Source organism: Nocardioides sp. BP30 (assembly GCF_029873215.1).
GTDB lineage: Bacteria > Actinomycetota > Actinomycetes > Propionibacteriales > Nocardioidaceae > Nocardioides.
Genome location: NZ_CP123620.1, coordinates 1,605,316 through 1,619,662 on the forward strand (window position 1 = coordinate 1,605,316; position 14,347 = coordinate 1,619,662).

At 72.0% G+C, this 14,347-nt stretch carries 13 protein-coding genes; 12 read left to right on the forward strand and 1 reads right to left on the reverse strand.

The genetic code is table 11. The features are described from left to right. Positions 1 to 2: 2 nt before the first annotated feature. The 12 genes from rsmD to P5P86_RS07600 all read left to right on the forward strand — a co-directional run bounded on the left by rsmD (position 3) and on the right by P5P86_RS07600 (position 13,236). Positions 3 to 566, forward strand: coding sequence for a 16S rRNA (guanine(966)-N(2))-methyltransferase RsmD (gene rsmD, locus P5P86_RS07545; protein ID WP_280610702.1), 564 nt, complete (start codon positions 3 to 5; stop codon positions 564 to 566). A 22-nt stretch (positions 567 to 588) separates the two neighbouring features. Next, positions 589 to 1,071, forward strand: a complete 483-nt coding sequence (coaD, locus tag P5P86_RS07550; protein ID WP_280610703.1) for a pantetheine-phosphate adenylyltransferase — start codon at positions 589 to 591, stop codon at positions 1,069 to 1,071. A gap of 9 nt (positions 1,072 to 1,080) precedes the next feature. Further along, a complete protein-coding gene (locus tag P5P86_RS07555; protein ID WP_280610704.1) occupies positions 1,081 to 1,638 on the forward strand; it encodes a YceD family protein in 558 nt (185 codons plus the stop codon). Positions 1,639 to 1,748: 110 nt separating this feature from the next. Then, positions 1,749 to 1,934: a 50S ribosomal protein L32 gene (gene rpmF, locus P5P86_RS07560; RefSeq protein WP_085871165.1), complete on the forward strand. Its 186-nt coding sequence runs from the start codon at positions 1,749 to 1,751 to the stop codon at positions 1,932 to 1,934. Beyond that, positions 1,931 to 2,662 carry a ribonuclease III gene (rnc, locus tag P5P86_RS07565; protein ID WP_446724934.1) on the forward strand — a complete coding sequence of 244 codons (732 nt, stop codon included), beginning with the start codon at positions 1,931 to 1,933 and terminating at the stop codon, positions 2,660 to 2,662. The genes rpmF and rnc overlap by 4 nt, the downstream gene beginning before the upstream one ends. Positions 2,663 to 2,669: 7 nt before the next feature. Next, positions 2,670 to 3,524: a bifunctional DNA-formamidopyrimidine glycosylase/DNA-(apurinic or apyrimidinic site) lyase gene (gene mutM / locus P5P86_RS07570; protein ID WP_280610705.1), complete on the forward strand. Its 855-nt coding sequence runs from the start codon at positions 2,670 to 2,672 to the stop codon at positions 3,522 to 3,524. Positions 3,525 to 3,553: 29 nt separating this feature from the next. After that, complete coding sequence (locus P5P86_RS07575) at positions 3,554 to 5,116, forward strand: CDP-glycerol glycerophosphotransferase family protein (protein WP_280610706.1); 1,563 nt, start codon at positions 3,554 to 3,556, stop codon at positions 5,114 to 5,116. A 76-nt stretch (positions 5,117 to 5,192) separates the two neighbouring features. Then, positions 5,193 to 5,390 carry a hypothetical protein gene (locus tag P5P86_RS07580; protein WP_280610707.1) on the forward strand — a complete coding sequence of 66 codons (198 nt, stop codon included), beginning with the start codon at positions 5,193 to 5,195 and terminating at the stop codon, positions 5,388 to 5,390. A 276-nt stretch (positions 5,391 to 5,666) separates the two neighbouring features. Continuing rightward, positions 5,667 to 9,215 (forward strand): chromosome segregation protein SMC, encoded by a 3,549-nt coding sequence (gene smc, locus P5P86_RS07585; RefSeq protein WP_280610708.1) that lies wholly within the window; start codon positions 5,667 to 5,669, stop codon positions 9,213 to 9,215. Continuing rightward, positions 9,208 to 9,657: an acyl-CoA thioesterase gene (locus P5P86_RS07590; RefSeq protein WP_280610709.1), complete on the forward strand. Its 450-nt coding sequence runs from the start codon at positions 9,208 to 9,210 to the stop codon at positions 9,655 to 9,657. The genes smc and P5P86_RS07590 overlap by 8 nt, the downstream gene beginning before the upstream one ends. A 71-nt stretch (positions 9,658 to 9,728) precedes the next feature. After that, positions 9,729 to 9,920 (forward strand): hypothetical protein, encoded by a 192-nt coding sequence (locus tag P5P86_RS07595; protein WP_280610711.1) that lies wholly within the window; start codon positions 9,729 to 9,731, stop codon positions 9,918 to 9,920. Positions 9,921 to 10,026: 106 nt separating this feature from the next. Continuing rightward, positions 10,027 to 13,236 carry a glycosyltransferase gene (locus P5P86_RS07600; RefSeq protein WP_280610712.1) on the forward strand — a complete coding sequence of 1,070 codons (3,210 nt, stop codon included), beginning with the start codon at positions 10,027 to 10,029 and terminating at the stop codon, positions 13,234 to 13,236. Between the two features lie 25 nt (positions 13,237 to 13,261). Here P5P86_RS07600 and P5P86_RS07605 read toward each other — a convergent pair whose 3' ends face one another. Next, positions 13,262 to 14,338, reverse strand: a complete 1,077-nt coding sequence (locus P5P86_RS07605) for a class I SAM-dependent methyltransferase (RefSeq protein ID WP_280610713.1) — start codon at positions 14,336 to 14,338, stop codon at positions 13,262 to 13,264. Between the last annotated feature and the right edge of the window lie 9 nt (positions 14,339 to 14,347).

Here is a 14,347-nt window from a genome sequence, read left to right on the forward strand (position 1 = left end):
CCGTGACCCGGATCATCGGCGGAACCGCTGGCGGCCGGCGCCTCAGCACGCCCCGCGGTGCGCAGACCCGGCCCACCAGCGACCGGGTGCGCGAGGCGCTCTTCTCCGCGATCGAGTCGTGGTGCGGCTCCCTGCAGGGCCTGCGCTTCCTGGACCTGTACGCCGGCAGCGGCGCCGTCGGCCTGGAGGCGTGGTCGCGCGGCGCCGGCGTGGTGACGCTGGTCGAGCAGGACCGGCGGACCGCGGCGATCATCACCGGCAACGCCGCCACGCTCGGCTTCGGGCGCGCCAACGTGGTCACCTCGGCGGTGGCGACCGCGCTGGCCAAGCCGCCCGCGGCGCCGTACGACATCGTGTTCTCCGACCCGCCCTACCCGCTGGCCGAGGACGCGCTGGCGAGCGACCTCGCCGCCCTGGCCGAGAACGGCTGGCTGGTGCCGGGCGCGCTCGTGGTCGTGGAGCGGTCCGCGCGCAGCCCCGAGCCGACCTGGCCGGCGACCTTCGAGGACGTCCGGAGCAGGAAGTACGGCGAGTCGACGCTTTGGTACGGTCACGCCGGATCCTGACCCCGACCTGTGGAGGTGTGAGATGCGCCGTGCCGTCTGCCCGGGCTCGTTCGACCCGGTGACCAACGGGCACATCGACATCTTCCGGCGCGCGTCGCGGCTCTTCGACGAGGTGGTGGTCGCCACCGGCACCAACATCTCCAAGAGCCGGCTGTTCTCGCCCGAGGAGCGGATGGCGATGCTGCGCGAGGCGACCGCCGACCTGCCGAACGTGCGGGTGGAGGGCTTCACCGGGCTGATCGTCGACTTCTGCCGTGCGATCGACGCGGTCGCGATCGTCAAGGGCATCCGCGGGGCGACCGACTACGAGTATGAGCTGCCGATGGCGCAGATGAACGTGCACCTGACCGGCGTCGAGACGGTGTTCCTGGCCGGGGCGACCGGCAACGTGTTCGTCTCCTCCAGCCTCATCAAGGAGGTCGCCTCCTTCGGTGGGGACGTGGCGGCGTTCGTGCCGCCGTACGTGCTCGCGGCGTTGGGGGAGAAGCTCCCGCCGCGCTCGTAGAATGGAGAGGTGAGCACCATCGACCTGCGTGGTCCCTTCGTCCTCGACACCCGCGACCTGGGCCGCCGAGCCGGCAGCCAGCGCGAGTACACGCTGACCGTGCCGGCTCCGGCCGAGCTCGGCATCGACGTCTTCGCCGTCCCCGAGGGCGACCCGGTCGATGTGGAGGTGCGGCTCGAGGCCGTCGTGGACGGTGTGCTGGCCACGGGCAGCGCTCTCGCGGAGCTGAAGGGCGAGTGCGTGCGCTGCCTGGACCCGATCCAGGACGAGGTCGAGGCTCACTTCCAGGAGCTGTTCCTCTACGACGCCCCCGAGTCCGAGGACGAGGAGGACGACGATCTCAGCGTGGTCGTCGAGGAGCACATCGACCTTGAGACGGCGATCCGCAACGCGATCGTCCTGGAGATCCCCTTCCAGCCGCTGTGCTCCGAGGACTGCCCCGGGCTGTGCCAGGAGTGCGGTGCCTCCCTCAAGGAGGACCCGGGCCACACCCACGGGGCGGTCATCGACCCCCGCTGGGCGGGCCTGGCCTCGCTCCAGGCCGACGCTGATCGGGGCGAGGCCTGAGGCGTACGGCGCCGCCGCGGTCGGCCGATTGGAGCCTGGCCCCCCGATCCCGTTAGACTTCCCGGGTTGCCCGCAAGGGCGTTCGGACTTTTTTTCACGAGGAGATAACAGTGGCTGTCCCGAAGCGGAAGATGTCGCGCAGCAACACCCGGCACCGTCGTTCGGCCTGGAAGGCCGTCGCGCCGACGCTGGTCACCTGCGCGAACCCCGCCTGCGGTGCCAAGCACCTGCCGCACCGCGCCTGTGGCACGTGCGGTCAGTACGGCGCCCGCGCCGACCGTCGTCAGGTCCTCTGACTTCTCCTGGTCTCCTGTCGAACTACGCTGAGCTTCGAGCGCTGCTCGGGGATCCGATCCTGGACCCCGGGCTGCTCGAGCTTGCGTTGACGCACCGTTCCTTCGCCTATGAGAACGGTGGCATCCCCACCAACGAGCGGCTGGAGTTCCTGGGGGACTCCGTGCTGGGCGTGGTGGTGACCGAGACGCTCTACCGCAGGCACCCCGATCTCTCCGAGGGTCGGCTGGCCAAGCTGCGGGCGGCCGTCGTGAACGCGCGCGCCCTGGCCGGGGTCGGTCGGGGCATCGGTCTGGGCGAGCACATCAAGCTGGGCCGCGGCGAGGAGGCCACCGGGGGGCGCGACAAGGCCTCCATCGTCTCCGACACCGTCGAGGCGGTCATCGGCGCGATCCACCTCAGCGGCGGCATCGAGGTCTCCGCCGCGGTGGTGCACCGGCTTTTCGACCCGCTCATCGAGCAGGCGTCGGCGCTGGGCGCCGGGCTGGACTGGAAGACCTCGCTGCAGGAGATCACCGCTGAGCGGGGGCTCGGCGTGCCCGACTACGTGATCAGCGCCGAGGGTCCCGACCACATGAAGGTCTTCACCGCCAAGGTGCGGGTGGGAGACACGCTCTACGGCAACGGCGTCGGGCGCTCCAAGAAGGAGGCCGAGCAGGCCGCCGCGGAGACCGCCTACCTGGAGCTGACAGCGCAGGCCGAGCAGGCCGCGCCGACCCGGGCCGAGTAGGCCCGCGTTGCCGGAGCTGCCCGAGGTCGAGGTCGTCCGGGCCGGGCTCGAGCGCCACGTCGTGGGCGCCACCGTCGCGGCCGTCGAGGTCCTGCACCCCCGGCCCGTACGCCGGCACGTGCCGGGCCCGTCCGACTTCGCCTCGGCGCTGACCGGCCGGACGTTCACCGCCGCCCGCCGTCGCGGCAAGTACCTGTGGCTGCCGCTGGAGAGCGGGGACGCCCTGATGGCGCACCTGGGGATGAGCGGCCAGATGCTGGTGCAGCCGGTCGGCGCACCCGACGAGCGGCACCTGCGGGTTCGGTTCACCCTCGCCGGGGACGATCGCGAGCTGCGCTTCGTCGACCAGCGGATGTTCGGCGGCCTCGCCCTCTCGCCGGGGGGAGCCGTGCTGCCGCCCGAGATCGCCCACATCGCGCCCGACCCGCTCGACGAGCTCTTCGACGAGGACCGCTTCGTCGCCCGGGTGCGGCGCTCCAGCAGCGGGATCAAGCGGATCCTGCTCACCCAGACCGTGATCAGCGGCGTCGGTAACATCTACGCCGACGAGGCGCTGTGGCGCAGCCGGCTGCACGGCGAGCGTCCGGGGGACCGGCTCACCCGCACGCAGGTGCTCGAGCTGCTCGGGCACATCCGCGCGGTCATGAACGACGCCCTGGCCCAGGGCGGCACCTCCTTCGACGCCCTCTACGTCAACGTCAACGGCCAGTCCGGCTACTTCGACCGGTCCCTGGCCGCGTACGGGCGCGTGGGCGAACCGTGCCGGCGCTGCGGCACGCCCATCCGGCGGGTGGCGTTCATGAACCGCTCCTCCTTCTTCTGCCCGGTGTGCCAGCCGGCGCCCCGGCGCGCCCGGCCGTGACCTCCGCGGCGGCGGCCAGCACGCCCGGCGTGACCACCATCCATCTGGCCTATCCCTTCCACGACGTGCGCTCCGGGACCGCTGTGCTGGCAGCGGCCCTGACCCTGTTCGACGCCGACGACCCGGTCGAGCTGGTCCTCTCGGCCGCCGAGGGCATGCCCGGGGAGGCCGCTGTGGCGGAACTGGGTGACCTGTGGGGCGAGCTCATCGCGCGACTCGGCCAGGCGCCGAGGATGCGCGTCGTGGAGGCGGTCGAGGCAGCGACGCTGCAGGTGTTCGCCCGGATCGTGGTGACCGGTGACCCCATCGGTGACGCCACCGCGGTCCTCATGCTCGGCAGCGTGGGCCGCAACCTCGGCTCGGCGTACGGCGGGTCCGGCTGGCTTCGTGGACGGACCGACCTGATCCGCCTCGAGCTGGACGCGGCCGCCCGCCGCCGCCAGCAGCGATCCGGTCGGGCGCCCTGCGACCCGGTCCGGATCGTGGTGATGCTTCAGCACATCCAGGTCTGGAGTGCCGTGGACTCGATCGTGCGGGCTGCGCGGGACAGCGCCGAGGTCCGGCTCGACGTGGTGCTGATGCCCGACGCGAGCGGGAGCTTCCAGCAGCACCCGCGCGAGGAGGTGGCGGCGTACGTGGCCGAGCGGGGCGTGCCGCTGCGTGATCCGGAGTGGCTCCGTGGCCGGCTCACCGAGCTGGACGTCCTGATCGTGCCCGACCCCTACCTCGCCCGCTGGAACACCCCGCCCGGCCTGAGTCCGCAGGAGGTGGCCGAGGCGGGGGTCCGGCTGGTGCTCGCGCCGTACGCCCAGGCGCTCTCGGGCGACCCGGTCAATCTCAGGCTGATGCACGACCACCCGTTCCACCGGCTGGCGTGGCGGCTCTTCGCGCCCAGCGAGGGGGCGGTGGCGAACTATGCCCGCCACGGTGGCGCCGGCACCGCCCACGTCCGGTACCTCGGCAGCGTGAAGCGGGAGCGCCTCCTGGCCGATCAGGAGGCCGCCGTGCAGGCGCGCGACGTGCGAGCGCGCCTGGGGACCGAGCGGGTGGTGCTGTGGAACCCGCACTTCGTCGGCGACCGCGCGCTGAGCACGTTCCAGGAGCTCGCCGAGCCGATCCTCGGGTACGCCGCGAGCCACCCGGAGCTGGGGCTGCTGGTGCGCCCGCACCCCCGGTTGGTCCCCGAGTACCTCTTCTCCGGCCTGCTGGAGCACGTGGCTGACTTCCGCGCGAGGTGCGAGCGGCTGCCGAACGTGATGCTCGACGAGTCGATGGACGCCACCGTGGCGATGCTGGCGGCGGACGCGATGGTCAGCGACCTGAGCTCGCTCATCGCCGAGTACCACGTCCTCGAACGCCCGATCGCGCTGCTGCGCCCGAGCCCCGACCTCGCGTTCAACGAGGACCGGACGTGGCTGGACGGCACCACGATCATCGACGCCGTACCGGGGCTGACCGACTTCCTCGACCGGGTGCGGCCGGCCCCGCAGGCGCCCCGGGGAGCGCTGCCCGACCTCGGTGCGGGCGCCCGGATCGTCGAGACGATCGTACGCGACTACCGGGCCGAGCTCGCGGGCGCCTCGGCAGATTGACCCTGCGGCTGATCGGTGGGACTCTGGTAGACGGCCCGTCCGGGCCCACCGCGATCCGACGAAGGAAATCCTCCTCATGGCCAAGGCGCTGATCGGCTACATGCACAGCGACCTCCGGACACCGCACCACCTCACGGCCGAGAACGCTCGGCTGCGTGCGCGTGTCCAGGAGCTCGAGCAGTTGGTGCTGAACCTCAAGACGGAGAACGACTCGCTGCTCAAGGCGCACGCCGAGCTGCTCGAGTCCTCGATCCAGGAGATGCAGCCCGCCTGACGGACTCCGTGCCCGTCACCGGCAGAGCCGCCCCCGACCCGATGTCGGAGGCGGCTCTCGTGCTGTCGGGCGTCCCGGCACACAGGAGCGGTGGGAGTGCGGGGATCGCGCTCGCGTCGAGGGCTGAGGCCGTCTCGCCGCGCGCGAGCGGATGAGGGCCGTCGCGGCGTACGGGCTTGTTAGGGTGTGTCTGGCCGAGCTTCCCCCGCGCGAGTGAGCCTGTCAGTGCCCTCTGACAGGATCTGCGCGTCCCATCCACGGACCTAGGGAGCTGCGTTGTACCTGAAGAGCCTGACCCTCAAGGGGTTCAAGTCCTTCGCGTCCGCCACGACGCTCCAGCTCGAGCCGGGCATCACCTGCATCGTCGGTCCCAACGGCTCCGGCAAGTCCAACGTCGTCGACGCGCTCGCCTGGGTGATGGGGGAGCAGGGCGCCAAGTCGCTGCGCGGCGGCAAGATGGAGGACGTGATCTTCGCCGGGACGTCCGGCCGGCCGCCGCTGGGCCGCGCCGAGGTCGTCCTGACGATCGACAACGCCGACGGCGCGCTCCCGATCGAGTACGCCGAGGTCACGATCTCGCGCACGATGTTCCGCTCCGGCGGCTCGGAGTACGCGATCAACGGTCAGTCCTGCCGGCTGCTCGACGTCCAGGAGCTGCTCTCCGACTCCGGCATCGGCCGCGAGATGCACGTGATCGTGGGTCAGGGCCAGCTCGACACCATCCTGCACGCGACCCCCGAGGACCGGCGCGGCTTCGTGGAGGAGGCGGCCGGCGTCCTCAAGCACCGCAAGCGCAAGGAGAAGGCGCTGCGCAAGCTGGACTCCACCGAGGGCAATCTCAACCGGCTCAGCGACCTGCTGGTCGAGATCCGCCGCCAGCTCAAGCCGCTCGGCCGCCAGGCCGAGGTGGCCCGCCGTGCCGCCACGGTGCAGGCCGACGTCCGCGATGCGAAGGCGCGCCTGCTCGCCGACGACCTGGTCACCGCCCGCAGCACGCTGGAGCAGGAGCTGGCCGACGAGTCCGTGCTGCTGACCCGGCGTGCCGAGGTCGAGTCGGCGATCGAGACCGGTCGCGAGCACGAGGCGGTCCTCGAGGCCGCCCTGCGCGAGGACCTGCCGGCGCTGACCCAGGCGCAGGAGACCTGGTTCGCGCTCTCGGGTCTTCGCGAGCGCTTCCGCGGCACCCAGTCGCTGGCCGCGGAGAGGTTGCGCAACGCGTCCGCCGGCAACGAGGCCGAGGTGCGCACCGGCCGCGATCCCGAGCACCTCGAGGCGGAGGCCGAGCGCGCCCAGGAGCAGGAGCGCGCTATCGAGGCCGAGGTCGAGACCCACCGCAGGGCGCTCGAGGAGGCGGTCAACCTCCGCAAGGCGGCCGAGGACGCCGCCGCCGAGGAGGAGCGGCGGATCACCGCCCTGCGGCGCGCCGCCGCTGACCGCCGTGAGGGTGTGGCGCGGCTCGCCGGACAGGTCCACGCGCTCCGCTCGCGGGCGGCGGCGGCCGACGAGGAGGTCGGCCGCCTCACCCAGGCCCGGGCCGACGCGGTGGCGCGCGCAGAGCGTGCCCAGCGCGACTTCACCGCCCTGGAGACCCGCGTCGCCGGGCTCGACGCGGGCGAGGAGGGGCTCGACGCCGAGCACGAGGCCGCGTCGGTGGCCTTGGAGGACATCGAGGAGCGGCTCGCCAAGGTGCGGGCGCAGACCGCCCAGGCCGACCGGGACCGCTCGGCACTCGCCGCGCGCAAGGAGGCGCTCGAGCTGGGGCTCAACCGCAAGGACGGCGCCGGCGCCCTGCTGGGCGCCTCGGCGGAGGGCACGGTCTCCGGGGTCCTCGGCTCGGTGGCAGCCCTGCTCGCCGTACAGCCCGGCTTCGAGACCGCTGTGGCGGCCGCGCTCGGCAGTGCGGCCGATGCCGTGGTCGTCGGCGATGCCGACAGTGCCGTCGCGGCGATCGAGCGCCTGCGCTCCGAGGACCTCGGCCGTGCCGGCTTCCTGGTCGGCGGCGGCCCGGCCCAGGACGGTGCTCGGCCCGCACCGCCGGCCGGGATCTACGCCGTCGAGGTGATCGAGTGCCCCGAGGCGCTTCGGCCGGCGGTCGAGCGGTTGCTCCTCGACGTGGTGGTGGTGGCGGACCTCGCGGCCGCTCGCCGACTCGTCGACGCCCACCCGACCCTCACCGCCGTCACCCGCGGCGGCGACGTGCTCGGCGCCCACGCCGCGGCCGGCGGGTCGTCCAGCGCCCCCAGCCTGATCGAGATCCAGGCGGCGGTGGACGAGGCCGCCGATCAGCTGGCCCAGGCGATCGCCGCCTCGGAGCGCGCCACCTTCGAGATCTCCCGGCTCGAGGCCGAGCGGCTGGAGACGCAGAAGCGCGTCGACGTCGCGCTGGCCAAGCTGCACGAGTCCGACGCGACCCTGGCGGCGGTGGCCGAGGAGCTCGGACAGTACGGCGCCCAGGCCCGCGCGGCCCGCGGCGAGGCGGAGCGGCTGACGGCCGCCATCCAGAAGGCCCAGGAGGCCCGGGAGCAGGCGGTCGCAGGCCTCGCGGAGCTGGAGGAGCGGCTCGCCCGCGCCGAGGATGCGCCCGACGAGGAACCCGACGGTGCCGAGCAGGAGCGGCTGACCGAGGTGGCCAGGACCGCCCGCCAGACCGAGATGGAGGCGCGGCTCTCGCTGCGCACGGCCGAGGAGCGCTCCCGGGCGCTGCACGGCCGGGCCGACTCGCTGCGCCGCGCCGCTCAGCAGGAGCGCGAGGCACGGGCCAAGGCCGCGGCTCGGCGCGAGCGGCTGCGGCGCGAGGCTCACGCCGCCGAGGCGGTCGGGGTCGCGGTGGCGCACGTGCTCACCCGGCTGGAGACCTCGATCGAGCGCGCCGCGGCCGCCCGCACCGAGATCGAGCTCGCCCGGCGCGGCCGGGAGGAGCAGCTGGTCGCCGTACGTGCCTCGTTGCGCGATCGGGCCAAGGAGCTGGAGGAGCTGGTCAGCTCGGTCCACCGCGACGAGATGGCCAGGGCCCAGCAGCGGATGCGGATCGAGCAGCTGGAGGAGAAGGCGATCGAGGAGCTCGGCACCGAGCCGGGCGCGCTGATCGCCGAGTACGGTCCCGACGTGCCGGTGCCGCAGCCTCCCGCTGAGGACGGCACCGAGCAGGAACCGCTGCCCTACGACCGCGAGGAGCAGGCCAAGCGCCTGAGGTCCGCCGAGCGGGCCCTGAGCCAGCTCGGGCGGGTCAACCCGCTCGCGCTGGAGGAGTTCAGCGCGATGGAGGAGCGGCACAAGTTCCTCACCGAGCAGCTGGAGGACCTGCGCAGCACGCGCAAGGACCTGCTCGACATCGTCAAGGAGGTGGACGCCCGCGTAGAGCAGGTCTTCACCGAGGCTTGGCAGGACGTGCGCGTGGCCTTCGACCACGTCTTCTCCCGGCTCTTCCCCGGGGGCGAGGGCCGGTTGATCCTGACCAACCCCGACGACATGCTCACCACCGGCATCGAGGTGGAGGCGCGCCCGCCGGGCAAGAAGGTCAAACGGCTCTCCCTGCTCTCGGGCGGCGAGCGCTCCCTGGTCGCGGTCGCGTTCCTCGTCGCGCTGTTCAAGGCCCGGCCGAGCCCGTTCTACATCCTGGACGAGGTCGAGGCAGCGCTCGACGACACCAACCTCGGTCGGCTGCTGGAGATCTACGAGGAGTTGCGTGAGGCGTCCCAGCTGCTGGTGATCACCCACCAGAAGCGGACCATGGAGGTCGGCGACGCCCTCTACGGTGTGACCATGCGTGGCGACGGTGTCTCCACGGTCATCTCCCAACGACTCCGAGAGGCAGAGAGTGCCTAGCACCCCTGACCGGTCCGTTCCCACCCGCGCCGACTACGTCCACTGGCGGACCATCACCACCCGATGGCGCGACGACGACGCGTACGGGCACCTGAACAACGCGACCTACTACGAGTTCTTCGACACAGCCGTCAACGCCTACCTCTTCGAGGCGACCGGGACCAACGTGCGTCTGCTGCCCCAGATCGGCGTGGTCGCCGAGACCTCGTGTCGCTACCTGCGCGAGATCGGCTTCCCGGAGCCGGTCGAGGTGGGCCTGGTGGTGGACAAGGTCGGCACCTCCTCCATCGTCTACCGGATCGGCCTCTTCCAGGGCGCCGGCGACGAGGCCGCGGCCGAGGGCCGGTTCGTCCACGTCTACGTCGACAACCTCGACCCTGCCCGTCCGGTCACGCCGATGCCGGAGGCCATCCGCGAAGCTGTGACCAAGCTCCTGCGCTGAGGTCCGCCATCCGGCTTGGCGCGGATGGCAGGGTAGGGGGATCGTGACCGCCTACTCGGGGAGGGCCGCCCGTGCTTTTCATCGTCGTCGCCATGCTCGTCATCCTGCTGCTCGCCGGACTCGTGGTCGTCTATGCGGCCTATCCGGGCCGCGGGCAGCGGACGCCGTACGCGCCCTGGCTGGGCGAGGCGATGGAGAAGGCCGCCGATGCGCTGCCGACGGTGGAGTCGGAGGAGCAGCGGGACTGGTCCCTGCGCCGCTGACGTGCACCGAGGCACGCGCCGCTACGGTGTCGCCCGGGGCCGCCGTCATCGGGACCGGGTGCGCCCCTAGACTGACGTGCCCCGGTGGGCAGCAGGAGGAGTGAGAATGACAGGCGAGCCGCGCAGCTCGATCCGACGTCTGGCCGGACGTGGCAAGCGGGCGCTGAGGCGTCGTCTGGGCGTCACCTCCGACGTTCCGCGACCACCGCTGGAGCCGGATGTCGCGACCCTGGTCGAGTCCTCACTCTTCGACCACGAGTGGTACGCGCGCCAGACCGGCGTGCAACGCTCGCGTGAGGCGTCGGCGAGGCACTACCTCGCCGAGCCGCGTGGCGTGCTGCGGGCCCACCCGCACCCGTTGTTCGATCCCGAGTTCTACGCCGACGCCCTTCCCGACGACCTCGTCGAGGCGATGGACGAGACGGATCCGTTCGTCTTCTACCTGCGGCGTCGCACCTGGCGGCGGGTCACCCATCCGCTGTTCGACACCAAGGGTTACCTGCGCCGCAACAAGGACGCCCGCCAGTACGCCGGCGGCGCGCTGGCACACTACGCCGCCGTCGGCGTGCCGGCCGGACTCCAGCCCAACGACTGGCTCGCCGCGGATGCCGAGGGACGGTTCCCCGATCTCCGCGCCTGGCTCGCCGATCGGCACGAGGAGTGGGCGAAGCGCGCCGCCGACATCCCGACAGTGTGGCGACGACGTTTCGACGACGCGCAAGCCGAGAGGTTCACCCAGACGTGGGCCGATGTCTCGGTGCCGCGGGATCCGGACCGCCCGACGGTCTCGGTGATCCTGGACGCCGGCCTCGACGACGCCGCCTTCGCCGCGACGCTGTCCAGCGTGGCGCGGCAGGACGACGTGACCTGGGAGCTGGTCGTCGTGGACCGCGGGCGGCTCTCGACGCTGGCCGAGGCACTGGCCGAGCACGCGCCCGGTGCCAGCGTGGTCGAGGCCGTCGACGACGACCTCCCCGAGGCCCTCAACCGCGCTGTCGACACCGCATCGGGTCGCTTCGTCGCCTTCGTGCGATCCGGCGACATCTGGTCCCCCGGCAGGCTGCGACTGATGGCGGCGGTGGCCGAGCGCGAGAGCGCTCCGCTGGTCGCCGACGTGCTGGCACGCACGTCACCGGAGGGAGGCGCACGCCGGTACGCCGTCGACGGCCATCCCGCCGGTGCCCTGTCCTCCCGTCACGCCATCGACCTGGCCCGTCTCCTGTTCAGCCGGGCGCTGCTCGATGAGGTGGGGACCTTCGACCCTGCGATCCCCGGGGAGTGGGATTTCGACCTCGTGCTCCGCGCCTCGCAGGCCGCGAAGGTCCGACTGATCCCGGTGATCGGCGTGGAGCGTGAGCGAGGCATCCGCGTCACGGCGCACCGGCTGCCGCCTGCACTCCGTCCACCGGTCGACCCGGCCGGCGTTCCCACCTGGGCTGACGTCGCCCTGAACCGGCGCCTGATCGACTGGGCGGAACTCGCCGGGCGGGAGCAGGACCCCGAGACGGTCTCGGTCATCATCCCCACCTTCCACGACGGTCGGATGACCGCCGGCGCCGTCGAGTCGGTCCTCGCCTCGGACGGGGTTGGTGGGATCCGCGTCCAGTGCATCGTCTGGGACAACGGCTCGGTCGCCACGGTCTCCGCCGAGCTGGATGCGTTGAAGATCCGCTTCCCCGAGATCGTGCTCGTACACAGCCCCGTCAACCATGGCTTCGCCCTGGGCAACAACCTTGCCCTGCCGTACGCCGTGGGTGCCACCGTGGTGTTCCTCAACAACGACACCACTGTCGAGCCGGACTGGCTGCTGCCGCTTCGAGAGATGCTCGCCGATCCCGGGGTCCTGGCGGCGCAGTCGCTGCTGATCTACCCGACCGGCGCCGTCCAGTCGGGAGGGGTGGCCTTCCCCAGCACGGGCGGGATCCCGCATGCGTTCCTGCGAGGGTTCCCCGTCGAGGACGCGCGTGGGATCGAGCAGTTGGAGTTCGCGGCGCTCACGGGTGCGGCGCTGGCGCTGCGCCACGCGGACGTGGTGGCCCTGCACGGGTTCGACCCGATCTTCCGCAACGGCATGGAGGACGTCGACCTGTGCCTGCGGCTGCGGGAGCTGCGCAACGGCACCTTCCGGGTGGCAGGCGGCTCACCGGTCGTGCACCACGAGTCCCGCAGCCAGGGCCGCTACGACAGCCACCTGCTGAACCGACGGCTCTACCTCGACCGCTGGGCAGGTGTCGCCGAGCCGCGCGACGACGTCCGGCTGTGGGCCTCCCGCGGGTTCCGCGTCATCGATCACGAGCTCCCGCAGGCGGCCCCCGGCGCGCGGCGCGACACGCTGGAGCCGCGGCCCGTATTGGTACGTGAGTCGAAGCTGCTCGTGCGCGAGTCGGCGCCACGCCTGCGCTGGGCGATCAAGAATCCGGCGCCCGCCGGCAAGGACGGGGAGCACTGGGGCGACACGCACTTCGCCCGAGCCGTGGCAGCAGCGCTGCGCGAGCTCGACCAGGAGGTCGTGATCGACGCACGCGGTGAGTTCGACCGCTCGACCTCGCGCCACGACGACGTGGCGCTCGTGCTGCGCGGGCTGGCGCCGTTCATGCCGTCGTACGAGCAGGTCAGCATCGGCTGGGTCATCTCCCACCCGGAGATGCTGTCCTGGTCGGAGGCGAGCTCCTACGACCGCCTCGTGGCGGCCAGCGTCCCCTGGGCGGAGGACACCTCGCGCCGCTGGGGGATCCGGGTCGACCCGCTGCTGCAGGCGACCGATCCCACCAGCTTCCACCCTGACCGCGGGATCCCCGACAGCGGCCACCCGGTGATCTTCGTGGGCGGATCGCGCGACGTCGCTCGGCCGATCGTCACCGACGCCGCCGCGGCCCGTCTGCCCCTGTCGGTCTACGGGCACGGCTGGCGCCCGTTCATCGACAAGCGCTTCATCAAGGCCGAGTACCTGCCCAACGCCGAGCTCGGCGAGTTCTACCGGCGCGCCGGTGTGGTGCTCAACGATCACTGGCAGGAGATGCGGGAGCAGGGCTTCTTGTCCAACCGCCTCTTCGACGCGGTGGCGTCCGGTGCGCGCGTCATCACCGATGACGTCGCCGGTCTCCGCGACGTCTTCGGCAGCTCGGTGCAGGTCTACCGGACTCCGGAGGACCTGACCCGACTGAGCTCGCTGGCCGACCCGGACGCCGTGTTCGGCAGCGACGAGGAGCGCCGGGCAGCCGCTGCGACCATCCACCGCGAGCACTCGTTCCTCGCTCGGGGGCGTCAGCTGCTCGAGATCGCGGTGGAGGAGCGGCGGCGCCGGGGGTTCGCCTGAGCTCGACGAACGGGGTGCTCGGCCGTTAGGCCGACGGCTCCTCGAACTCGGCGGCGTCGAGGGTACGGCGCTCGTCGTCGGCGAGCGCCGTCAGCTCCTCGCGCAGCAGTCCTGGCCCAGGGCCGTCCACCGAGAGGTTCAGGAAGAACTCGTGCTTCACGGTGTCGTGGAAGCTGGTCTCGCGCAGAGTGATGAGGCCCAACGCGTGCAGGTCACGCAGCAGCAGCCGTAGGTGGTGGGGCGTGAAGATCCAGTTGTGCGTGTCGATGTAGCGGTCGGCCCTGCGCGCCTCCTCGCCGAGGCCCTTGGCATGCTCGAGGTCGTGCACGAACCGGTACCGGCCCCGATGGCCGGGTGCCCAGGCCGTGGTGCCGCGGTGGGAGACGGCGTTGAGCCGTTCCTCGATGACCGTCCCGGGCGTGTGCACCGCCGGGGGAGCCAGCGAGGCGTCGATGACCCGCGCCAGCGAGGCGCGCTCCCGGAACCGGTCGAAGCAGTACCGGTGATCTGGCACGACCAGGGCCAGCACGCCTCCGGGGGCGAGCAGCTTCGTGCACTCGTTGAGGAAGTCGATCAGCGAGGTGGTGTGCTCGATGACGTGGGAGGCCATCACCACGTCGAACCGGTCGGGGATCACGTCGGCCATGGCCGCACCCGGTGCGAGGACGTAGTCGACCTCCTCGATGTCGTCGGGTGAGTACTGCGCGAAGTCCTCGTAGCGCTTGATGAGGCCGTCGCGGTCGAGATAGTCGACCGTCCTGGTGCGGAACCCGTCGCGCTTCGGGAAGATCGCGTTGTGCGCCGGTCCGATCTCGAGGATCGAGGGAGACTCCGCCGAGTCGGCGAGGGCGCAGCGTCGGCGGAGGTCGAGACGCGAGACTCCCGGCTCCTCGACGACGGCCGTCGGCTCGGCCCTGCGGCGCATGTCCTCGACCTGGCGCTCGATGGCCTCCCGACGCTTGCGCAGGCGTTCCACCCGCTCGACCAGCTTGGCGTTGCGCTTCTCCAGTGCGCGGATCCGGTCGCGCAGGCGGTCCGATGTGCCGGAGCGCTCGAACCCCGCGCTCTGGAGTGCCGTCGCGAGCGTCTTGCGTAGGTCCACCACGTTGAT